Here is a 19,430-nt window from a genome sequence, read left to right on the forward strand (position 1 = left end):
AGGGGCGGAGTAGCCTTCCACCGCCCGAGGCCGCACCGCCCGAGGCCGCACCGCCCGAGGCCGCACCGCCCGAGGCCGCACCGCCCGAGGCCGCACCGCCCGAGGCCGCACCGCCCGAGGCCGCACCGCCCGAGGCCTTCACCGCCCGAGGCCTTCACCGCCCGGAGTGCCTCATCTATCCGGGGCGCCCCGTCTTCCGGGGACGCCCCGTCTTCCGGGGACGCCCCCAGCTACCCGGAGTGCCCATCTGCAAAGAGGGATCCCGTCTGGCCATGCACAGCTAGGCGCCGTTGACGTATTCGCCGAGGTGTTGCGCGGTCAGGCCGTTGGACTTGGCGATCAGGTCGGTGGGGGTGCCGGTGAAGACGACGCGGCCGCCGTCGTGGCCGGCGCCCGGTCCCATGTCGATGATCCAGTCGGCGTGCGCCATCACGGCCTGGTGGTGCTCGATGACGATGACCGTGTTGCCCGCGTCCACCAGCCGGTCGAGCAGCGCGAGGAGCTGGTCGACGTCGGCCAGGTGGAGGCCGGTGGTCGGCTCGTCCAGGATGTAGGTCGTCGCCTTCTCGGCCATCCGGATCGCCAGCTTGAGCCGCTGCCGCTCGCCGCCGGACAGGGTGTTGAGCGGCTGGCCCAGGGTGATGTAGCCGAGCCCGACGTCGGCGAGCCGGTCGAGGATCGCGCGGGCCTGCTTCTCGGTGAAGAAGTCGCGGGCCTCGGCGACCGACATGCCCAGCACGTCGCTGATGTTCTTGCCGCGCAGCTCGTAGGTGAGCACCTGGGGCGTGAAGCGCTTGCCGTCGCACTCCTCGCAGACGGAGGCGACCCCGGCCATCATCGCCAGGTCGGTGTAGACGAGGCCGATGCCCTTGCAGTTGGGGCAGGCGCCCTCGGAGTTGGCGCTGAACAGCGCGGCCTTGACCCCGTTGGCCTTGGCGAACGCGGTGCGGATCGGGTCGGCCAGGCTGGTGTAGGTGGCCGGGTTGCTGCGCCGGGACCCGCGGATCGCCGACTGGTCGACCACGTTGACCCCGTCCCGCTTGGCGAGCGAACCGTGGATCAGCGAGCTCTTGCCGGAGCCCGCGACGCCGGTGACGACGGTGAGCACCCCGGTCGGGACGTCGACGTTCACGTCCTTGAGGTTGTGCAGCGTGGCGTGCTCGATCGAGATCAGGCCGGTCGGCTCGCGCACCTCGTCGCGCAGCCGGGCCCGGTGGTCGAGGTGCCGGCCGGTGAGCGTGCCGGACGCGCGCAGCCCGGCCAGGTCGCCGGTGAACGTGATGTGCCCGCCGTTGGTGCCGGCGCCCGGGCCGAGGTCGACCACATGGTCGGCGATCTCGATCGTCTCCGGCTTGTGCTCGACGACCAGCACCGTGTTGCCCTTGTCGCGCAGGCGCCGGAGCAGGTCGTTCATGCGCTGGATGTCGTGCGGGTGCAGGCCGACCGTCGGCTCGTCGAAGACGTAGGTGACGTCGGTCAGCGGCGAGCCCAGGTGCCGGACCATCTTGACGCGCTGAGCCTCGCCGCCGGAGAGCGTGCCGGACTCCCGGTCGAGGCTCAGGTAGCCGAGGCCGATCTCGACCAGCGAGTCGAGGGTGTGACCGAGCCCGCTGAGCAGCGGCCCGGCCGACGGGTCGTCGATCTCGCGGACGAAGTCGGCCAGCTCGTTGACCTGCATCGACGCGCAGTCGGCGATGTTCCTGCCCTTGATCTTCGAGGACAGGGCGGCCGGGTTGAGCCGGGAGCCGCCGCAGGCGCGGCAGGTGGTGAACGTGACGGCCCGGTCGACGAACGTGCGAATGTGCGGCTGCATCGACTCGCGGTCCTTGGACAGGTAGAGCCGCTGGACCTTCACCAGGAGGCCCTCGTAGGTCACGTTGGTGCCGTTGACCTTGATCTTGGTGGCGGGCTTGTGGAGGAAGTCCTCCCACTCCTGGTCGCTGAAGTCGCGGACCCTGACGTCGGGGTCGTAGAACCCCGAGTGGGCCAGGGCGCCCCAGTACCAGGTGTCGACGCCGAAGCCGGGCACGGTGATGGCGCCCTCGTTCAGGGTCTTGTCGCGGTCGATCAGCTCGTCCACGTCGATCTCGGACTTGCGGCCGATGCCCTCGCACTCCGGGCACATGCCGGCCGCGGTGTTGAAGCTGAACGCGAACGAAGGACCGACGTGCGGCTCGCCGATGCGGCTGTAGAGGATGCGCAGCAGGGTGTACGCGTCGGTGGCGGTGCCGAGCGTCGACCGCGCGTTGGCGCCCATGCGCTCCTGGTCGACCACGATCGCGGCGCTCAGGTTGTGCAGGGCGTCGACGTCCGGGCGGCCCGGGCTCGCCATGAACGACTGGAGGAACGCGGAGTACGTCTCGTTGATCAGGCGTTGCGACTCGGCCGCGATCGTGCCGAAGACGAGGGACGACTTGCCTGACCCGGACACCCCGGTGAAGACGGTGAGCCGGCGCTTGGGGATGTCCAGGGAGACGTCGGCCAGGTTGTTCTCCCGCGCCCCCCGGACCTTGATCACGTCATGGCTGTCGGCGGGATGCCGTTCTGCTTCGTCCTTCATCTGGCCCATTCTTCCCACTTCCCCCAGTTCTCGCCTGTAGGATAACAGCGTACAGCGTACAGAGAAAATCGCGGGATCGCAATATAGAACGGAATTCTTCGTTCCCTTACTATGGGTGGCATGGAGACCAAGACGCAAGCTCCCATGAGCGGCCGCAAGGCCCAGGCGGCCCGGAACGACGAGCTGATCAAAGAGGCCGCGCGGGCCGTGTTCACCGCGGACCCCGGTGCGCCGATCTCCGCTGTGGCCGAGCACGCCGGCGTCGGCATCAGCGCCCTCTACCGGCGGTACAAGAGCAAGGAAGAGCTGCTCCAGCGTCTGGCCGACGACGGGATGGACCGCTACCTCACCCAGGTGGAGGCGGCGCTGGAGGACGACCGGGAGGCGTGGTCCGCGTTCGCCGACTTCATGCGCCGCTGCCTGGACATCGGCGCGGGCTCCCTCACCATGCGGCTGGCCGGCAGCTTCCCCGTCACCGAGGAGATGGCGAAGAAGGGGCAGGCCATCCACATGGCCACCCTGAAGTTGCTGGAGCGCACCAAGGAGGCGGGCGCGCTGCGCCGCGACATCGAGGTCGGTGACATCTCCGTCCTCCTGGAGCACCTGCACACCATCCGCATCGGGGACGATGAGCGGATGAACCGGCTGCAACACCGCTATCTGGAGCTGTACCTGGCGGCGCTGCACATGCCGGAGGCGGAGGAGCTGCCCGGCCCCCCTCCCAACTGGCAGGAGCTGAGAGGACGCTATGACGACTGACTCCCCGGCCTCCGCGACCGCCGGCCAGGTGCTCGACCGGTGGTCGCTCAACCGGGCGCTGCTGGCTCGCCAGCTGCTGCTCGAACGGCACGAGCTTCCTGCCCTCGCCGCCGTCGAGCATCTGGTGGGCATGCAGGCCCAGGCTCCGACGCCGCCCTACATCGGGCTGTGGAGCCGCCTCGCCGGATTCGCGTTCGACGACCTCGCCACCCTTCTCAGCGAACGCGAAGCCGTGCGCATCGTCCTGATGCGCGGCACCCTCCACCTGGTGAGCGGACGCGACGCCCTGGCGCTGCGCCCCCTCACCCAGGCGATCGCCGACCGGAGCGTGCGGACCGGCAACGGCCGTGACCTGAGCGGCATCGACCTGCCCGCGCTGGAGGCGGCCGCCCGCGAGCTGTTCAGGGAGCCCCGCACCGACAAGGAGATGCGCGCCCTTCTCGCCGAACGGTTCCCGTCCGGCGACCCCGAGCTGCTCAACTGGGCCTCCCGGACGGCGATCCCGCTCGTGCAGACCCCGCCCCGCGGCCTGTGGGGCAAGAGCGGCCTGGCCAGGCACACCACCCTCGAGTCGTGGCTCGGCCGCTCGCCCGAAGCCTCCCTCGACCGCGGAGCCTCCCTCGACCGCATGGTGCTGCGCTACCTGGCCGCGTTCGGGCCGGCCACCGTGATGGACGCGCAGCACTGGTCCGGCCTCACGCTCCTGGGCGAGGTGTTCGAACGCCTGGCGCCCGAGCTGGTCACGTTCGCGGACGAGAACGGCAAGGTGCTCTACGACCTGCCCGACGCTCCCCGCCCGGGCCCCGGCGTCCCCGCCCCGATCCGGTTCGTGCCGGAGTTCGACAACCTCACGCTCTCCCACGCCGACCGTGCCCGGATCGTCTCCGAGGAGCACCGCAAGCGCCTCTTCACCGTCAACGGCATCATCCGCGCGGCCGTCCTGGTCGACGGCTTCGTCCACGGCATGTGGAAGCACGAGAAGAAGCGCGGCGTCGCGACCGTGTGGATCGAACTCTTCGAGCCCGTCTCGGACGCCGACCGCGAGGGCATGGTCGAGGAGGGCACCGACCTCCTGCGCGCCGCCTACCCCGAGGCCAAGACCCACGAGATCGAGTTCCTCTGACCCCAACGACGCCCGCCCCCAGCCCCAGATCCGGGCTCAGCCCGGACACAGGCTCGGACCCAGATCCAGCCCCAGGCTCAGGCCAGCTCCAGGCTTAGGCCAGCTCCAGGCTCAGACTCGGACGAGGCTCGGGGTCGCCGCCTACTTGAGCTGGGCCGCCAGCCGCTTCGGCGCGACCAGCCGATAGCTCTCCGCCGCCATCTCGGCGACCTCGTCCCAGTCGACGCCGGCCACGTCCAGCCGTACGCCGATCCAGCCGCGGTGGCCGAGGTAGGCGGGCCGGAAGAAGCGGTCCGGGTCGGCGGCGATCAGGGACTCCTGCTCGCCCGGCGCCGCCTTGCAGGTCAGCGCCTCACGGTCGTCACCGTGATGGTCGCTGGTGTACCAGCCGAAGGTCTTGCCGCGCACCTTGAAGCCCACGTGCGGCGGGCTCTCCTCCACGACGGACTCGGGGAACGCCGCGCAGATCGCCGTCAGCCTCTCCTTGGGGTCCATCCCGTCATCATCGCCCCGGTCACAGGACCCGGAAAGTCACACGGCCCGGAAAGTCACACGGCCCGGAAAGTCACACGGCCCGGAAAGTCACACGGCCCGGAAAGTCGCACGGCCCGCGAGTCGCACGGCGCGGAAACCCGCGTACGCTGGTGGTTGAAGTATCAATCATTGCTCGGGAGGCTGCCATGGCCCGGATGCCGGTGCTCTATCTCAGCCACGGCGCGCCGCCGCTGGCCGACGACGCGGTCTGGACGCGCGAGCTGGCCCGCTGGTCGGACGACCTGCCGCGGCCCACGTCGATCCTCGTGGTGTCGGCGCACTGGGAGGAGGCGCCGCTGGCCATCGGGGCGACCCGGACGGTGCCGCTCGTCTACGACTTCTGGGGTTTCCCGCAGCACTACTACGAGGTGAAGTACGAGGCGCCGGGCGCGCCCGCGCTGGCCGAGGACGTGCGCAAGCTGCTGCCCGGCGTCACGCAGGACGCCGAACGCGGGCTCGACCACGGGGCCTACGTTCCGCTGGTGGAGATGTTCCCGGAGGCCGACATCCCGGTGTTGCAGATGTCGATGCCGACCCTGGAGCCGGCGGAGCTGTTCGATCTGGGCACGAGGCTGGCGCCGCTGCGCGACGAGGGCGTGCTCATCGTCGGCAGCGGTTTCACGACCCACAACCTGCGCGAGATGCGGCAGGACCCGCACGGGGAGGCGCCGGCCTGGTCGGCCGAGTTCGACGAGTGGGCGGAGCGGGCCGTCGGGGCCGGCGACGTCGACGCGGTGCTGGACTTCGCGGGCAAGGCGCCCGCCGCGCGGCTCGCGCATCCGCGCACCGAGCACTTCGCGCCGCTGTTCGTGGCCCTCGGGGCGGGGGAGGCGGGCGGCCGGTCGGTGATCGACGGCTTCTGGCACGGCCTGGCGAAGCGATCGTTCCAGTTCGGATGATCACTGCGCATGATCAGAGCGCATGATCAGAGTGCATGATCAGCACGGACGATCAGCGCGGACGATCAGCACGGACGATCAGGGGCCGATCGGGCGAACGTGCAGGGATCGGTTCTTTCTTGACCCGTTAGGGGAGCGCGGCTGACCCGGTGGCACGTTCACTGGGGGCCATGACGCCGAAGACGCCCCGCCTGCCGGCCCATCCGGTCGTGCGCAAGTTCGCCGAGGCCATCAACCAGGGAGACCGGGCGGCGTTCCGCGGGCTGCTCACCCGCGACGCCGCGATGACCGACGACGGCAGGCCCCAGGACCTCGACGCCTGGGCCGACCGGGAGATCTTCGCCGCCCACGGCCACTTCGACGTGCGCCGTGAGGACCCGGGCGGTCTCGGCATGATCGTCGACTATCGCAACGACACCTGGGGCGCGATGAGCACCCGCTGGGACTTCACCCTCGACGGCGACCGGATCAGCAGGTTCGAGACCGGTCAGGCCTGATCGCCGCCGAGCTCGGCGAACCCGAGCCGCCACGACGGGATCTGCGGCTTCCACCCGAGGTCGAGCGCCTTGGCGTTGGAGACCGGGCGGCCCGTCGCCGCGGCGTGCCGGGCGTTGGCCGGCAGCGGCGCGCCCAGCGCGGCGCTGTAGACCGGCAGCCAGTCGGCCGTGGTCGCGGGCTCGTCGTCGACGATGTTGACCGGGCCGGCCGGCCAGTCGAGCGCCGCCAGCGCGGCGGCCGCCGCGTCGTCGGCGTGCACGAACGAGGTCCACGCCGGGGACGGCCGCAGGCTGCCCGCGCGCACCCGGTCGGCGATCGCGCCGTCCGTCGCGTACCAGGTGCCCGGGCCGTAGAGCGCGCCGTAACGCAGGATGACGCCGCGCGGCAGCTCGGCGACCGACTCCTCCAGCGCGGCCACGCCCTCGTAGGGCGGCAGCGCCGGGTCGAGCGCGTCGGTCTCCACCGCCGGGGCGTCGCCCGGCGCGTAGAGCCAGCTGATGCTCTGCGCGATCATCATCTCGACGTTGGCGGCCTTGGCGGCCGACACCAGGTTGCGGGTGCCCTGGATGCGCAGCTCCGAGTTGGCGGCGAAGTCCTCGCCGCTCAGGTCGGTGAGCTGGTGGACGATCACGTCCGGCCGTACGGCGAGGACGGCGTCGTGCAACGCCGCGTTGTCGAAGACGTCCACGACGAGCGGATCGGCCTTCTGGGAGCGAACGGACTCGGCGCGTTCGGACGACCGGGTCGTGCCGGTGACCTCGTGCCCGGCCTTGACGAGCAGGGGGACCAGCCGACGGCCGACGACACCGGTTGCGCCGGCGACAAGAATCTTCAAGGGGGGTACCTCCACGACTGCACGCCTTTGTGGCCGCCTCCAGGAAGGATAGGCAGAGACTCACGCCAGGTCACGCCCGGCGCGGCCGAGCGCGGCCTACTCACTGTATTCCACCATCTACGCACGGCCACGACTTCCGCCCGGGACGTCGCGGACGGCCAGCCGGATCCGGAAGTGCGCACCTCCCCGTGGGACGGCTCCCACGGTGAGCGTACCGCCCAGAATCCGCACCAGGTCACGGGCTATGGCCAGGCCGAGCCCCGCGCCGCCGTCGTCGCGGCTGCGCGCGTCGTCGAGCCGGACGAAGCGTTCGAAGATCCGTTCCCGGTCGGCTTCGGGGACTCCGGGACCGTCGTCAGTGATGTCCATCACTGCCCACCCTCCGTCCTCCTCCCGCAACGTGACGTTCACCTCGCAGGACGCGTGCCGTTGCGCGTTGTCCAGCAGGTTGCCCAGCACCCGGGCGAGTCGCTCGGGCGAACCCTCCACGACCGGGGCCGCCCGCAGATCGAAAGTGACGGGGATCCGGTCGGTGGCAGCTCGGCGCGCGACCTCCTCCCGGACGAGATCGGCGAGCGCGACCGGTTTCGGCCGTGCGGGCCGCTCGCCCGCGTCCAGCCGGGCGAGCAGCAGCAGATCCGCCGCCAGGTGCTGGAGGCGGACGACCTCGCCGGTCAGCCCGTCCAGATCGAGCAGCTCGGGGTGCGCGGCGGCGACCTCCAGTTCCGTGCGCAGCGCGGCGATGGGGCTGCGCAGCTCGTGGGACGCGTCCGCGACGAAGCCGCGCTGCCGCTCGACCGAACGTTCCAGCGCGGTCAGCGTCTCGTTGGTGGTGACCGCCAGGTCGGCCACCTCGTCGTGGGACGCCGGCACCGGGACGCGGCGGGCCAGGTCGCTGGACGCCGTGATCGCGGCGAGCTCGCCGCGGATGGCGGCGACCGGCCGCAGCGCGCGGCGGGTGACCAGCCAGGTCACGCCCGCCACCACGAGCAGCAGCAGCGGCAGGCCGGCGAGCATGGCCCTGGTCACGGTGCCCACGGCCGCCCGCGCGCTCTCGACGTCGGTGCCCGCGTGGACGGTGAGCGTCTCGCCGGCGGGAGTCGTGACCTCGACGGAGGCGAACCGGTAGCCGGCGCTCTCGCCGTCCACCGTGGCGCTCCCGGCGCCGTGCCGGACGTCGTCGGAGACCTCGCCGCGCGGCGGCGGGGAGTCGTCGTCGCGATCGTTGTCGGTGCCGTCGTTGTCGGTGCCGTCGCTGTCAGCGCCGTCATCAGCGTCCCCGGCCGGGCTCGGGGCGGCGGTGGCGGGCGGCGCGGCCGGGACGCCCGTGCCGCTGACGGCGGTCAGTTTCTCGCTGGCCGCCACCACCCGGCCCCCGGAGGCCACGACCTGGACCGGGTGCTCCTCGCCGTCCGGCAGATCGAGCCGTGCGGCAGGCACCCCCGTCGAGAGCTGCGCGGCGACCTCCCGCGCGGTGACCTCGGACCGCAGGTCGGTCTGCCGGTCGAGCCCCGCCCGCAGGATCAGCACCACCGCGAGCCCGGTGACCACCAGCGCGGCCGCGACGACGACGGTCGCGGTCAGCGTGGTGCGCGCCCGGACGGAGGCGAACGGCCGGCGCATCTCAGCCGCCGTCCGTCACGAGCCGGTAGCCGGAGCCGCGCACGGTGACGATCGACCTGCGGCCGAACGGGGCGTCGAGCTTGCGGCGCAGCGCGCTCACGTAGACCTCGACGATGTTGGGGTCCCCGTCGTACGCCGCGCCCCACACGTGTTCGAGGATCTGGCCCTTGGAGACCACCAGCCCGGCGTTCACCGCGAGGTGCTCCAGCACGGCGAACTCCTTGGCCGTGACCTCGACCTCGGTGTCGCCGCGCCGGACCGACCGCGCGGCCGGGTCCACGGTCAGGTCGCCGAGCACGATCGTGGAGGCGCCGCCGCGGGTGCGCCGGCGGAGCAGCGCGCGGACGCGCGCCAGCAGCACCACGTACGAGAACGGCTTGGTCAGGTAGTCGTCGGCGCCGGTGTCCAGCCCCTCGGCCTCGTCGTACTCGCCGTCCTTGGCGGTGAGCATCAGGATCGGCGTCTCGTCCCCGGCCGCGCGCAGCGCCGCGCAGACCCGGTAGCCGTTCATGCCGGGCAGCATGATGTCCAGCAGGATCAGGTCGTACTCGTGGTCGAACGCCCGGTGCAGGCCCGCCGTGCCGTCGTGGACGACGTCGACCGCGAACCCCTCGGCCGTCAGCCCCTTGGCCAGGGACGCGGCCAGGCGGCGTTCGTCCTCCACGATCAGCAGGCGCATGTCCCCAGGCTGCCAGACGCACCTGAAGCGTCCTTCAGGTTGCTTCAGGTGCGCCTCAGGTCGGTCCGCCAGCGTGGGTCCCGTCAGCGAGCGAAACGACCGAGGAGGATCTGATGAAGCGTGACGTACGGCGTCTGGTGACCGGCCGGAGGCTCCTGGTGGGCGCGATCGCCGCGAGCGTGGTCGCGGTCGGCGGAACGGCCACCGCCGTCGCCGCGGACGGCGGCGGTGACGATGACCAGCGGGAACGCGCGGCCGAGACCCAGCTGGCGCGGTCGGCCAAGGTGAGCGCGGCCGACGCGGCGGGCATCGCGCTGAAGACCGTCCCGGGCCACGTGTCCTCCGTCGACCTCGATTCCGACGACGATTCCGACGACGGCGCCGGCGGTGGCAACGGCGGCGCGCCCGCCTGGGAGGTCGAGGTGGTGGGCAAGGACGGCGCCAAGCGCGAGCTGAAGGTGGACGCCGCCTCGGGCAAGGTCGTCGCGAACGTCCCGGACGACCGGTCCGACGACGATGGCGGGAACGGCGATGGCAAGGACGACGACGGGGACGACGACTGAAGGAGGGCTTGACGAGACGAGACGGTCCGTCGCCCAGCTCGCGCTGTCCGAGGTGACGAAGCGCTACGACGACCGCGTCGTGCTCGACCGGGTCTCGTTCACCGTCAAGCCCGGCGAGAAGGTCGGGATCATCGGCGAGAACGGCTCGGGCAAGTCGACCCTGCTGAAGGTGATGGCGGGGCGGGAGCGGCCCGACAACGGTGATCTCACCGTCGTCGCCCCCGGCGGGACGGCCTACCTGCCGCAGAGCCTGGAGGGGCTGCTCGCCGGGGACACGGTCGCCGACGTCATCGACCTGGCGCTCGCCGATGTCCGGGAGCTCGAAGCGGCCCTGCGGGCAGCCGAGGCCCAGCTCAGCTCGGCGGACGGCACGACAGGCGGCAGCACAGGCAGCAGCACGGGCGGCAGTGCGGGCGGCAGTCCGGGCGGCAGCGCAGACGGCAGTGCGGGCGGCAGCGCAGATGAGGCCGTGCTGGGCGCGTACGGTGACCTGCTGACCGAGTTCGAGCGCCGCGGCGGGTACGAGGCCGACGCCAGGGTGGACATCGCCCTGCACGGCCTCGGGCTCCCCGGCCTCGACCGGGGCCGCCGCCTCGCGACGTTGTCCGGCGGGCAGCTCTCCCGGCTGGTGCTGGCGGCGACGCTCGCGGCGGCACCGGAGCTCCTGCTCCTGGACGAGCCGACGAACGATCTCGACGACGCGGCGGTGTCCTGGCTGGAGGACTACGTCAGGACCCACCACGGCACGGTCGTCGTGATCACCCATGACCGCACGTTCCTCGAGAGGACCACCACCACGATCCTGGAGGTCGATCACGACACCCGCGGCGTGCGGCGCTACGGCGACGGCTACGCCGGGTATCTGAGGGCCAAGGCCGCGGCGCGGGAGGCCTGGCGGCGGCGTCACGAGGAGTGGACGGCCGAGGTCGCCCGGCAGGCCCGGCTGGTGGAGACGGGCGGTGCCTGGCTCGCGACCCTCGGGCGCAAGACCCCGCTGTTCAACACCGGCGCCGGCGCGCACCGGTCCCGTTCGACCTCGCACGGCACGGCCAAGCGCGTCCGCATCGCCAACGAGCGGCTGGCGACCCTGCGGGAGAACGCGGTGCCGCCGCCTCCGGAGCCGCTGCGGTTCGGCGCCCGGATCTCCGGTGACGGCGGTGCGGTGGAGCTCTCCGGCGTCCGGGTGGACGGGCGGCTCGCGCTGGACGGGCTCCGGCTCGCACCGGGGGAGCGGCTGCTGGTCACCGGCCCGAACGGCGCGGGCAAGACGACGTTGCTGCGCGTCCTGGCCGGTGAGCTGGCGCCGGACTCAGGCTCGGTGGTCCGCCCGCATCGCGTCGGCCACCTCCGTCAGGAGGGCGTCGCGGGCCCGGCGAGGCGGACCGTGCTGGAGGCGTTCGCCGCGGGACGCCCTGGCCCGCCGGACGAGCACGCCGCGGAGCTGCTCGCGCTCGGGCTCTTCCGCCTGGACGACCTTGCGCTGCCGCTCGGCGCCCTGTCGGTCGGCCAGCGGCGGCGGGTCGAGCTGGCGCGGCTGGTGAGCAGGCCGGTCGACCTGCTGCTTCTGGACGAGCCGACCAACCACCTGTCGCCGCTGCTGGTGGAGGAGCTGGACGAGGCGCTCGCGGACTTCGCGGGAACGCTCGTCATGGTGACCCACGACCGGCTGTCGCGGAGCCGCTTCACCGGCTCCCGCCTGGAGCTCCGCGACGGCCGGGCCGCTGAGCTGTCGAGGTGCTGAGTGTCGGGGCGCTGAGCTGTCGAAGTGCTGAGGCGTCGAAGTGCTGAGGCGTCGAAGTGCTGAGGCGTCGAAGTGCTGAGGCGTCGAAATGCTGCGGTGTCGACGCACTGAGGTGAGTCGACGCACTGAGGTGAGTCGACGCACTGAGGTGAGCCGCCGCACTGAGGTGTCGACGCGCCGAGGTGTCCGACGCACTGCGGTGTCGACGGGCTGAGGTGAGTCGACGGGCTGAGGGGCCGATGAAAGGGTGGGGAGAGGAGGTGGACGATGCGGATCGAGCTGGTGCTCGGGGACATCACCGAGCAGCGGGCGGACGCCGTGGTCAACGCGGCGAACTCCTCGCTGCTCGGTGGCGGCGGCGTGGACGGTGCGATCCATCGCCGGGGCGGCCCGGCGATCCTGGACGACTGCCGCAGGCTGCGGGCGTCGCACTACGGCGCCGGGCTTCCCACCGGCCAGGCCGTGGCGACGACCGCGGGCGACCTGCCGGCGCAATGGGTGATCCACACCGTCGGCCCGGTCTACTCCACGTCCGAGGACCGGTCGGGCCTGCTGGCCTCCTGCTACCGCGAGTCGCTGCGGGTGGCCGACGACCTGGGTGCCCGGTCCGTCGCGTTCCCCGCCGTCTCGGCAGGGATCTACGGCTGGCCGATCGACGACGCCGCGCGCATCGCCGTCGACACGGTCCGGTCGACCCCGAGCCAGGTCAGCGACGCCCGGTTCGTGCTCTTCGGGCAGGACGCCTACACCGCGTTCGCCAAAGCGCTCAACCCCTGACCGGAGCCCGGCTCAAGTCCGGCTCCAGTTCGGCCGGAGTCCGGCCGCCGCCGGATCAGTCGTCCTCGTGATGCGGGACGATCAGCACCGGGCGCTTGACATGGCGCAGGATGCGGTCGGAGACGCTGCCCAGCAGGACCGACTTGGCCCGCCCCAGCCCGCGCGAGCCGGTGACGACGAGCGAGGCGTCGAGCTCCTCGGCGACGTCCACGATGGTGGACCAGATCGGGCCGGTGCTGGCCTCGGCGTGCGGCTTGACGTCGGTGAGCCCGGCCTTGCGGGCGAGTTCGGCGCCCTCGGCCGCGAAGCTCTCGGCCTCCTCGCGCTGCTGCCGTTCCGCCTCGGCGTCGTCGCCGACGAAGGCGGCGGGGGTGGCCATCGCGGAACGGGCGATCTGGACGAGCAGCGGCTCCCACACGACGAGGACGACGGTCGGGGCCGGGGTCACGTGCTTTCCCGCGAACGCGATCGCGGCCTTGGCGTCGTCGGAGCCGTCATAGGCGATCAACATGGTCATGTCTGGAGACATGTCCCGTTCGAAGCGTTTCGAACTCCCATGATCTCCAAGAGTGGGGAACCTCTCACGCCGACGCGGGCGTCCTGCCGTTGCCGGGCGGACCTGCGAACGCCTGCGCCAGGTCGAGCCAGCGGTCGGCGTCCGCGCCCTCCGCGGTCAGCGCGAGGTCGGCGCGGTGGCGCCGCTGGGTGACCAGGAGGCAGAAGTCGAGCGCCGGGCCGCGCACCGCCTGCCCGGCGTCGTCGGGACCCCACGTCCACTCGTCCCCGCCGGGCGCGGACAGGACGACCCGGAAGGTCTCCTCCGGCGGCGTCAGACCCCGGTTGGCGTAGGAGAAGTCGCGGGTGCGCACCCCGATGTGGGCGACGTGCCGCAGCCGGTGCGTCGGCTCGCGCCGTACGCCGAGCGCGTCCGCGACGTCCTGCCCGTGCGCCCACGTCTCCATCAGCCGCGCGGTGGCCATGGAGGCGACGCCCATCGGCGGCCCGAACCAGGGCAGCCTCGCCCCCGCGGGCACCTGGGTGAGCGCCTCGGCGAGCGCCGCCCTGCCGGCGCGCCAGCGGGCGAGGAGCAACGCGGGCTCGGCCTCCGCCCCCTCGGCCGCGCCGTCGTCGACGAACGCGCCGGGGTTCGCCATCGCCTGGGCGATGATCTCGTTGAAGGCGGCCTCGTCGGTCGCCGCCGCCAGCGCCTGGTCGTCGGTCCAGGCCAGGTGGGCGATCTGGTGGGCGACCGTCCAGCCTTCGGCGGGGGTCGGCGTGGCCCAGTCCCCGGCGGGCCGGCCCGCCACGAGGGACTCCAGGTCGTCGCCCTCGGCCGTAAGGTCGGCGAGGAGCACGGTGAGATCAGGCATGCCGCCCAGCATCCACCGCCGGATACCGCCGAGTACAGACCTTAGGCCGAACCTGATTCGGGTCGGTTGCCGCCCGCGGTGGCGACGATGGCGCGGGCGGCGGCGTAGTCGGCCTTCCCGTTGGGCAGGCGCAGGCCGCCGTCCGTCCGCAGGAAGGCCTTGGGGATCTTGTATCGGGCGAGATGGGCCGCGCACCCCGCGCGCAGCTCCGCGTCGTCCGGCGCGGCCCCTTCGGCGTTTCGCAGGACCGCCACGATCTCGGTGCCCCAGCGTTCGCTGGGCCGCCCGACCACCAGCGCGTCCGCCACGCCGGGCAGCCCGCGCAGCACGACCTCGACCTCCTCGGCGAACACCTTCTCGCCGCCCGTGTTGATCGTGGTCGCCTCCCGGCCGTGCACCTCGACCGTGCCGTCCGCGAGCAGCCGCGCCCGGTCGCCGGCGACCACGAGCCGCTCGCCGTCGACCGTGATGAACGTCGCCGTCGTCTTGTCCGGGTCGTTCAGGTATCCGAGCGGCACCCGGCCGCCCTTGGCGAGCCAGCCCATCTCGTCCTCGCCCGGCTTCATCCGGCGGCCGCGGTCGGCGCTCAGCACCGCCGCGCCGGGCGCGGGGAGGAACGGCCGGTCCGCCGCGCCCTGCCGGGTGACCGCGAAACCGCTCTCCGACGAGCCGAGCACGTCCACGATCCGCAGATTCGGCAGCCGTTCCAGCAGCCGCCGCTTCACCCCGGGGCTGATCGCGGCGGCCGAGTTGAGCATGGTGCGCAGGGCCGACAGGTCGTACGAGCCGCGTTCCAGCTCCTCCACGATCGGCCGGGCGAACGCGTCGCCGACCATCGGCATGCGCGTGACGCGTTCCCGTTCGGCGGTGGCGAGCAGGTCGGCCGCGTCGAGCCCGTCCACCCGGCCGGGGAAGATCACGCAGGCGCCGCCGCACCAGCCGCCGAGCGCCGACCACGTTCCCGCGCCGTGCATCATCGGCGGCCCGATCAGGACCCGGTGGTCGCCCCGGACGGCACGTTCGACCGCCTCGGCCAGGTCGGTGATGGGCGTTCCGTCGCGGCGGCTCAGGCCGAGCGGGCCCACCATGAGGTCGCCGATCCGCCACAACACGCCCTTGGGCAGGCCGGTCGTGCCTCCCGTGTAGAGGATGTGCAGGTCGGAGGGGGAGGGGCGCAGGTCCAGCGGCCCGGGGGACGCCTCGGCCAGGGCCGTCTCGTAGTCGAGCGCGCCGGGCAGGAGTTCCTCGCCGGAGTCGTCGGCGACCTGGAGCAGCAGCGGCGAGGTGCCGCCCTCCTTCCCTGCACGATCGACGACCCTTCCGATGGCGCCGGCGAACCGCGCGTGGAAGAGGATCGCGGCCGGACGCGAGTCGCCGAACAGCTGCGCCAGCTCGTCGTCCACGTAGCGGTAGTTGACGTTGAACGGGGCGACGCGGGCCTTGTGCGCGCCCAGCAGGCCTTCCAGGTATTCGGGGCCGTTGTGCAGGTAGAGCGCCAGATGGTCGTGCGGCGACTCCCACGCCTCGCAGTCGCGCTCGCGCCGGCCCAGGCCGTGCGCGTGCAATACGTTCGCCAGCCGCCGGGTCCGGTCGCCCATCTGCCGCCAGGTCGTCCTGCCGCCCTGCCAGACGAGGCACTCGCGGTCCGGGATCGCGGCCTCGACGGCCTCGTGCAAGGTGGCGAGGTCGAGTTCCGGCATCGGCACTCCTCCAGGGATCCCAAGGGTGCCGCGCGCGCCACACGGCTACCCGGGATCACCGTAACCCGTCGCTTACCGAATCACGTTCAGTGGGGTGGTCCGGGGAGAATCCCAGAGTGGCCCGACCCCAGAGACCCGCCCGATCCCAGAGACCCGACGGTGAGATCACCCGCGGCACCACCGCGCCCAACCGGCTGCGCCGGATCGACCGCTGGATCGCCGCGACGCAGACCGCGGCGCTGCGGTCGGCGCCGCGGCCGCTCGCCGTCGACCTCGGGTACGGCGCGACTCCCGTGACGACGGTCGAGCTCTACACGCGGCTCCGGGCCGTCGCGCCGCGGCTGGAGGTCGTGGGCATCGAGATCGAACCCGACCGGGTGGCGTCCGGGCTCGCCCATCTCGACGCGCACCCGCTGCCCGGGCTGACGTTCCGGCGCGGCGGCTTCGAGCTGCCCGTCGACCGCCCGCCCGTGCTCGTGCGCGCCCTGAACGTCCTCCGGCAGTACGACGAGGAGGCGGCCTGGCTGGCCTGGGACGGGCTGCGCGCCAGGCTCGCCCCGGCGGGCGTGCTGGTCGAGGGGACCTGCAACGAGATCGGCCGCCGGGCCGTCTGGGTCACGCTGTCCCGCTCCGGACCGCGCACGATCACCTTCGCGGCGCACCTCGCCACCCTCGACCAGCCGTCCGAGCTGGCCGAACGCCTCCCCAAGACCCTCATCCACCGCAACGTCCCCGGCGAACCGGTGCACACCCTGCTCACCGACTTCGACCGGTGCTGGGCGACCGCCGCGCCGCACTCGGCGTTCGGCCCGCGCGCCCGCTGGATCGAGGCGGTCGGCCTGCTGGCCCGCACCCACCCGGTGCTCACCCGCCCTCCCTACGGCGGCCGGTCGCGGTGGCGGCTGGGTGAGGTGACGCTTCCGTGGGAGGCCGTGGCCCCTCGTCGCTGATCACCCGGACCGTGCCCCGGGCGCCGTCCACCCGGACGCGGTCGCCGTCGCGCAGCCGCATGGTGGCGTCGCCGCAGCCGACCACGGCCGGGATGCCGAGCTCGCGGGCCACGATCGCGGCGTGCGAGAGCGGCGCGCCCACGTCGGTGACGACGGCGGCCGCACGCGGGAAGAGCGGCGTCCAGCCGATGTTGGTCACCGTGGTCACCAGGATCTCGCCGGGCTCGAGCCGTTCCCCGTCCTCGGGCCGGGCCAGGACGCGCACCGTGCCGGTCACGACGCCGGACGCCCCGGGGAAACCGGTGATCACGGCGCCGGCGGCCCGCGGCGGGGTGAGCGCGGTGCCGTCGTAGAAGTCGGTGCGCCGGTCCGGGTCGGCGGCCCAGGCCTCCGGGTCGAAGCGGCCGAGGATCACGGCCGGGTAGGGCGGCAGCGCGGCGTAGCGCCCGTACGCCCGGCGCCGCTCCTCCACCCGGTCGAGCGGGCCGCGGTCGCCGCGCAGCAGGCGGACGATCTCGTCGATGGTCAGGAAGAACAGGTCGTCGCCGCAGCCGGTGAGCCCGGCGGCGCGCAGCACGAACGAGCGCAGCACCCAGAACACGCGGACGACCTCCGACCGTGCCGCCTCCCGGTCGTGGGCCGCCTTCGCCCAGCGGCCGATCCGGCGCCGGAGCCCGGCGACCTTGCGCGGGTGCCGCTCGCGCAGGCGCCGCCACGCCGCCTGGCTCGCGTCGCGGCGGCGTTCCAGCAGCGCGGCGGCGTCGCTCGCGGTGGCGGCCGGCTGCCGGTCGAGCCAGCCGGGGTCCTCGGCCGGGCGCGGCGCCGCGACCTCGAACTCGTGCGGGCCGCGATGCCCCCACTCGCGCAGGTACGCCGCCCGGTCGATCTCCCCGTTGGCCAGCCTGGCGAGCCCGGTCACCGGGCCGAGGCTCGCGAGCGCGGCGCCGTCGGCGCGCAGGCCGCTGAGCAGCGCGCCCGCGTCCTCCTCGCCGACCAGCTTCTCCAGGTCGGCGCGGACGGTGACGAGCGCGTTCCCGCCCTGGCGCCCGGCGGCCTCCAGCATGTGGCAGGCCTCGGTGAAGTACGGCTCCACCACGTCGTCCCACAGCCCGGCCAGGTCGTCGCCCGTCCCGGCGTCCCAGATCCGGTCGCGCATCGCGGCGCAGCGGCCCGGCGAGGCGGCCAGGAAGTCGGGGAGCCGCCGCTGGTTGACGACCACCCGCGGGACGACGGCCGCGACGACCGGCAGGAGGGCGCGGAACACCTGCGGCCGGGACAGCGGGACGAGCGGGATCTCCCTGCCCTCCGGCAGCCTGCCGAAGACCTGCTCCAGCATGCCCAGCCGGGACTTCATGCCGAACGCGGTGGCGACCGAGGCCGCGACGCTGAGGTTCATGTAGAACCGGCCGCCGATGTTGCCGTACGCGCGGTACCCGGGCACCGACGAGGTCGCCATCGCGCCGCCCATGAAGATCTGGACCAGCGACCAGGTGCACGGCGTCATCACGTCGGGGATCGCCTCACCGAGGTTGCCGTTCGTCCACAGGTAGTCGCCGTCCAGGCTGTCGTTCCACACCTCCGACGGCGCGGGCCGTTCGTCGAGGCCGGTGATCGGGCGGGCCTGGAGGATGTACGGGCGGCCCGCGGCGAACGCCCACTCGACGTCCATCGGCCGGCCGTACAGCTCCTCGATCCGCTTGCCCAGGCGGGCCAGCGCGACCGCCTGGTCGCCGGTGAGGGCGGGCTCGCGGCGCAGTTCGTCGGGCACCGGCTCCTCCCGCGTGCCGCCTGCGCCGCTCATGCCGTCTGCGCCGCTCATGCCGTCTGCGCCGCCTGCGCCGCTCATGCCGTCTGCGCCGCTCATGCCGTCTGCGCCGCTCATGCCGTCTGCGCCGCCTGCGCCGCTCGTGCCGCCTGCGCCGCTCGTGCCGCCTGTGCCGCCTGTGCCCGCGCCGTCCGCGGAGCCGGTGGCGCGGACCGCGCGCACGACCTTGTCGGCGACGCGGGTGCCGATGACCTTCTCGGACGGCTTGTCGACCACGACGGTGTCGGGCGTCACCCCGCCGCCGACGACCGTCTCGCCCAGCCCCCAGGCGGCGTTGATCACGATCTGGTCGGTGGCGCCGCCGACCGGCGCGACCGTGAACATGACGCCGGACGCGTCGGCGGGCACCATGCGCTGGACGACGACCGCGAGCGCCACCTCGTCGTGGTCGATGCCGTTGCGGGCCCGGTAGACGATGGCGCGGGCGTTCCAGAGCGAGGCCCAGCACCGGCGCACGGCGTCCAGCAGCGCCTCCTCGCCGCGCACGTTCAGGTAGGTGTCCTGCTGCCCGGCGAACGACATGTCCGGCAGGTCCTCGGCCGTCCCCGACGACCGCACGGCGACGTCGGCCGGGTCGCCCTCCCGGTCGCCGAGGGCCGCGTAGGCGGCGCGGACGGGCCCGGCGATCTCGGGCGGCGGTTCGTGCGCCGCGAAGAGCCGGGCGATCCGGCCGGCCGCGGCCTCGGCGGTCGCGGGCAGGTCCGGATCGACGTTCGAGAGGGCCACCCGGATCCCGTCCCGCAGGCCGTCATCGCCGACGACGCGGCGGTAGGCCGCGGTGGTGACGTGGAACCCGGCCGGCACGGGGAACCCCGCGGCCGCGAGCCGGGCCAGCGAGGCGCCCTTGCCGCCCGTGTCGGCCGGCGCGCCGCCCTCGTCCAGTGGCACCACGTAGTCGGTCATCCGTCCGTCCCCCTGAGCGGCCTCGACTCCCGTTCAGGGGATACCCGGACACCGGCCGGAATGATCCTTGCGCGCCCTACTGGTTCAGGGG

Annotated in this window: 17 protein-coding genes; 8 read left to right on the forward strand and 9 right to left on the reverse strand. The window is 73.0% G+C overall.

Translation table 11 applies throughout. The features are described 5' to 3' along the window. Nucleotides 1-280: 280 nt before the first annotated feature. Nucleotides 281-2,560, reverse strand: coding sequence for an excinuclease ABC subunit UvrA (locus ABZ810_RS03890; protein WP_358398807.1), 2,280 nt, complete (start codon nt 2,558-2,560; stop codon nt 281-283). A gap of 120 nt (nt 2,561-2,680) precedes the next feature. Here ABZ810_RS03890 and ABZ810_RS03895 point away from each other — a divergent pair, with 120 nt between their 5' ends. Both ABZ810_RS03895 and ABZ810_RS03900 read left to right on the forward strand, forming a co-directional pair. Beyond that, complete coding sequence (locus ABZ810_RS03895) at nt 2,681-3,319, forward strand: TetR/AcrR family transcriptional regulator (RefSeq protein ID WP_358398809.1); 639 nt, start codon at nt 2,681-2,683, stop codon at nt 3,317-3,319. Next, entirely contained in the window at nt 3,309-4,442 is a 1,134-nt protein-coding gene (locus ABZ810_RS03900; protein ID WP_358398812.1) for a winged helix DNA-binding domain-containing protein, read from the forward strand. Before ABZ810_RS03895 ends, ABZ810_RS03900 begins: the two co-directional genes overlap by 11 nt. Before the next feature lie 141 nt (nt 4,443-4,583). On the opposite strand, the gene ABZ810_RS03905 is transcribed toward ABZ810_RS03900, so the two are convergent. Beyond that, nucleotides 4,584-4,937, reverse strand: a complete 354-nt coding sequence (locus tag ABZ810_RS03905; protein ID WP_358398815.1) for an MmcQ/YjbR family DNA-binding protein — start codon at nt 4,935-4,937, stop codon at nt 4,584-4,586. A 194-nt stretch (nt 4,938-5,131) separates the two neighbouring features. On the opposite strand from ABZ810_RS03905, the gene ABZ810_RS03910 reads away from it, so the two are divergent. Then, on the forward strand, nt 5,132-5,875 hold the full coding sequence (locus tag ABZ810_RS03910; protein ID WP_358398968.1) for a class III extradiol ring-cleavage dioxygenase: 744 nt from the start codon (nt 5,132-5,134) through the stop codon (nt 5,873-5,875). A 170-nt stretch (nt 5,876-6,045) separates the two neighbouring features. Then, nucleotides 6,046-6,372 carry a nuclear transport factor 2 family protein gene (locus ABZ810_RS03915; protein ID WP_358398818.1) on the forward strand — a complete coding sequence of 109 codons (327 nt, stop codon included), beginning with the start codon at nt 6,046-6,048 and terminating at the stop codon, nt 6,370-6,372. Here the strand turns inward: ABZ810_RS03915 and ABZ810_RS03920 are convergent. From ABZ810_RS03920 to ABZ810_RS03930, 3 genes are all read right to left on the reverse strand, one after another. Next, entirely contained in the window at nt 6,363-7,208 is an 846-nt protein-coding gene (locus tag ABZ810_RS03920) for an NAD(P)-dependent oxidoreductase (protein ID WP_358398821.1), read from the reverse strand. The genes ABZ810_RS03915 and ABZ810_RS03920 overlap by 10 nt on opposite strands. 117 nt (nt 7,209-7,325) lie before the next feature. Then, a complete protein-coding gene (locus ABZ810_RS03925) occupies nt 7,326-8,831 on the reverse strand; it encodes a HAMP domain-containing sensor histidine kinase (protein ID WP_358398823.1) in 1,506 nt (501 codons plus the stop codon). A gap of 1 nt (nt 8,832) precedes the next feature. Next, nucleotides 8,833-9,510 carry a response regulator transcription factor gene (locus ABZ810_RS03930; protein ID WP_358398826.1) on the reverse strand — a complete coding sequence of 226 codons (678 nt, stop codon included), beginning with the start codon at nt 9,508-9,510 and terminating at the stop codon, nt 8,833-8,835. 113 nt (nt 9,511-9,623) lie between these two features. On the opposite strand from ABZ810_RS03930, the gene ABZ810_RS03935 reads away from it, so the two are divergent. From ABZ810_RS03935 to ABZ810_RS03945, 3 genes are all read left to right on the forward strand, one after another. Then, nucleotides 9,624-10,073 carry a PepSY domain-containing protein gene (locus ABZ810_RS03935; protein ID WP_358398829.1) on the forward strand — a complete coding sequence of 150 codons (450 nt, stop codon included), beginning with the start codon at nt 9,624-9,626 and terminating at the stop codon, nt 10,071-10,073. Further along, the gene (gene abc-f / locus ABZ810_RS03940) at nt 10,042-11,814 is read left to right on the forward strand and encodes a ribosomal protection-like ABC-F family protein (RefSeq protein WP_358398831.1); all 1,773 of its coding nucleotides are present in this window, start codon (nt 10,042-10,044) and stop codon (nt 11,812-11,814) included. Before ABZ810_RS03935 ends, abc-f begins: the two co-directional genes overlap by 32 nt. 267 nt (nt 11,815-12,081) lie before the next feature. Then, nucleotides 12,082-12,591, forward strand: coding sequence for an O-acetyl-ADP-ribose deacetylase (locus ABZ810_RS03945; protein ID WP_358398834.1), 510 nt, complete (start codon nt 12,082-12,084; stop codon nt 12,589-12,591). Between the two features lie 55 nt (nt 12,592-12,646). Here the strand turns inward: ABZ810_RS03945 and ABZ810_RS03950 are convergent, their stop codons facing one another. The 3 genes from ABZ810_RS03950 to ABZ810_RS03960 form a co-directional block, all read right to left on the reverse strand. Further along, nucleotides 12,647-13,108, reverse strand: a complete 462-nt coding sequence (locus ABZ810_RS03950) for a universal stress protein (protein ID WP_358398836.1) — start codon at nt 13,106-13,108, stop codon at nt 12,647-12,649. 64 nt (nt 13,109-13,172) lie between these two features. Beyond that, complete coding sequence (locus tag ABZ810_RS03955; RefSeq protein ID WP_358398839.1) at nt 13,173-13,961, reverse strand: TIGR03084 family metal-binding protein; 789 nt, start codon at nt 13,959-13,961, stop codon at nt 13,173-13,175. Nucleotides 13,962-14,002: 41 nt separating this feature from the next. Continuing rightward, nucleotides 14,003-15,661: an AMP-binding protein gene (locus ABZ810_RS03960; RefSeq protein ID WP_358398841.1), complete on the reverse strand. Its 1,659-nt coding sequence runs from the start codon at nt 15,659-15,661 to the stop codon at nt 14,003-14,005. Nucleotides 15,662-15,777: 116 nt separating this feature from the next. Here ABZ810_RS03960 and ABZ810_RS03965 point away from each other — a divergent pair, with 116 nt between their 5' ends. Further along, complete coding sequence (locus tag ABZ810_RS03965) at nt 15,778-16,611, forward strand: class I SAM-dependent methyltransferase (RefSeq protein ID WP_358398844.1); 834 nt, start codon at nt 15,778-15,780, stop codon at nt 16,609-16,611. On the opposite strand, the gene ABZ810_RS03970 is transcribed toward ABZ810_RS03965, so the two are convergent. After that, complete coding sequence (locus tag ABZ810_RS03970; protein WP_358398846.1) at nt 16,526-19,339, reverse strand: PEP/pyruvate-binding domain-containing protein; 2,814 nt, start codon at nt 19,337-19,339, stop codon at nt 16,526-16,528. The genes ABZ810_RS03965 and ABZ810_RS03970 overlap by 86 nt on opposite strands. Nucleotides 19,340-19,430: the final 91 nt, after the last annotated feature.

Origin of the sequence: Spirillospora sp. NPDC047279 (genome assembly GCF_040643285.1) — a bacterium.
GTDB lineage: Bacteria > Actinomycetota > Actinomycetes > Streptosporangiales > Streptosporangiaceae > Spirillospora.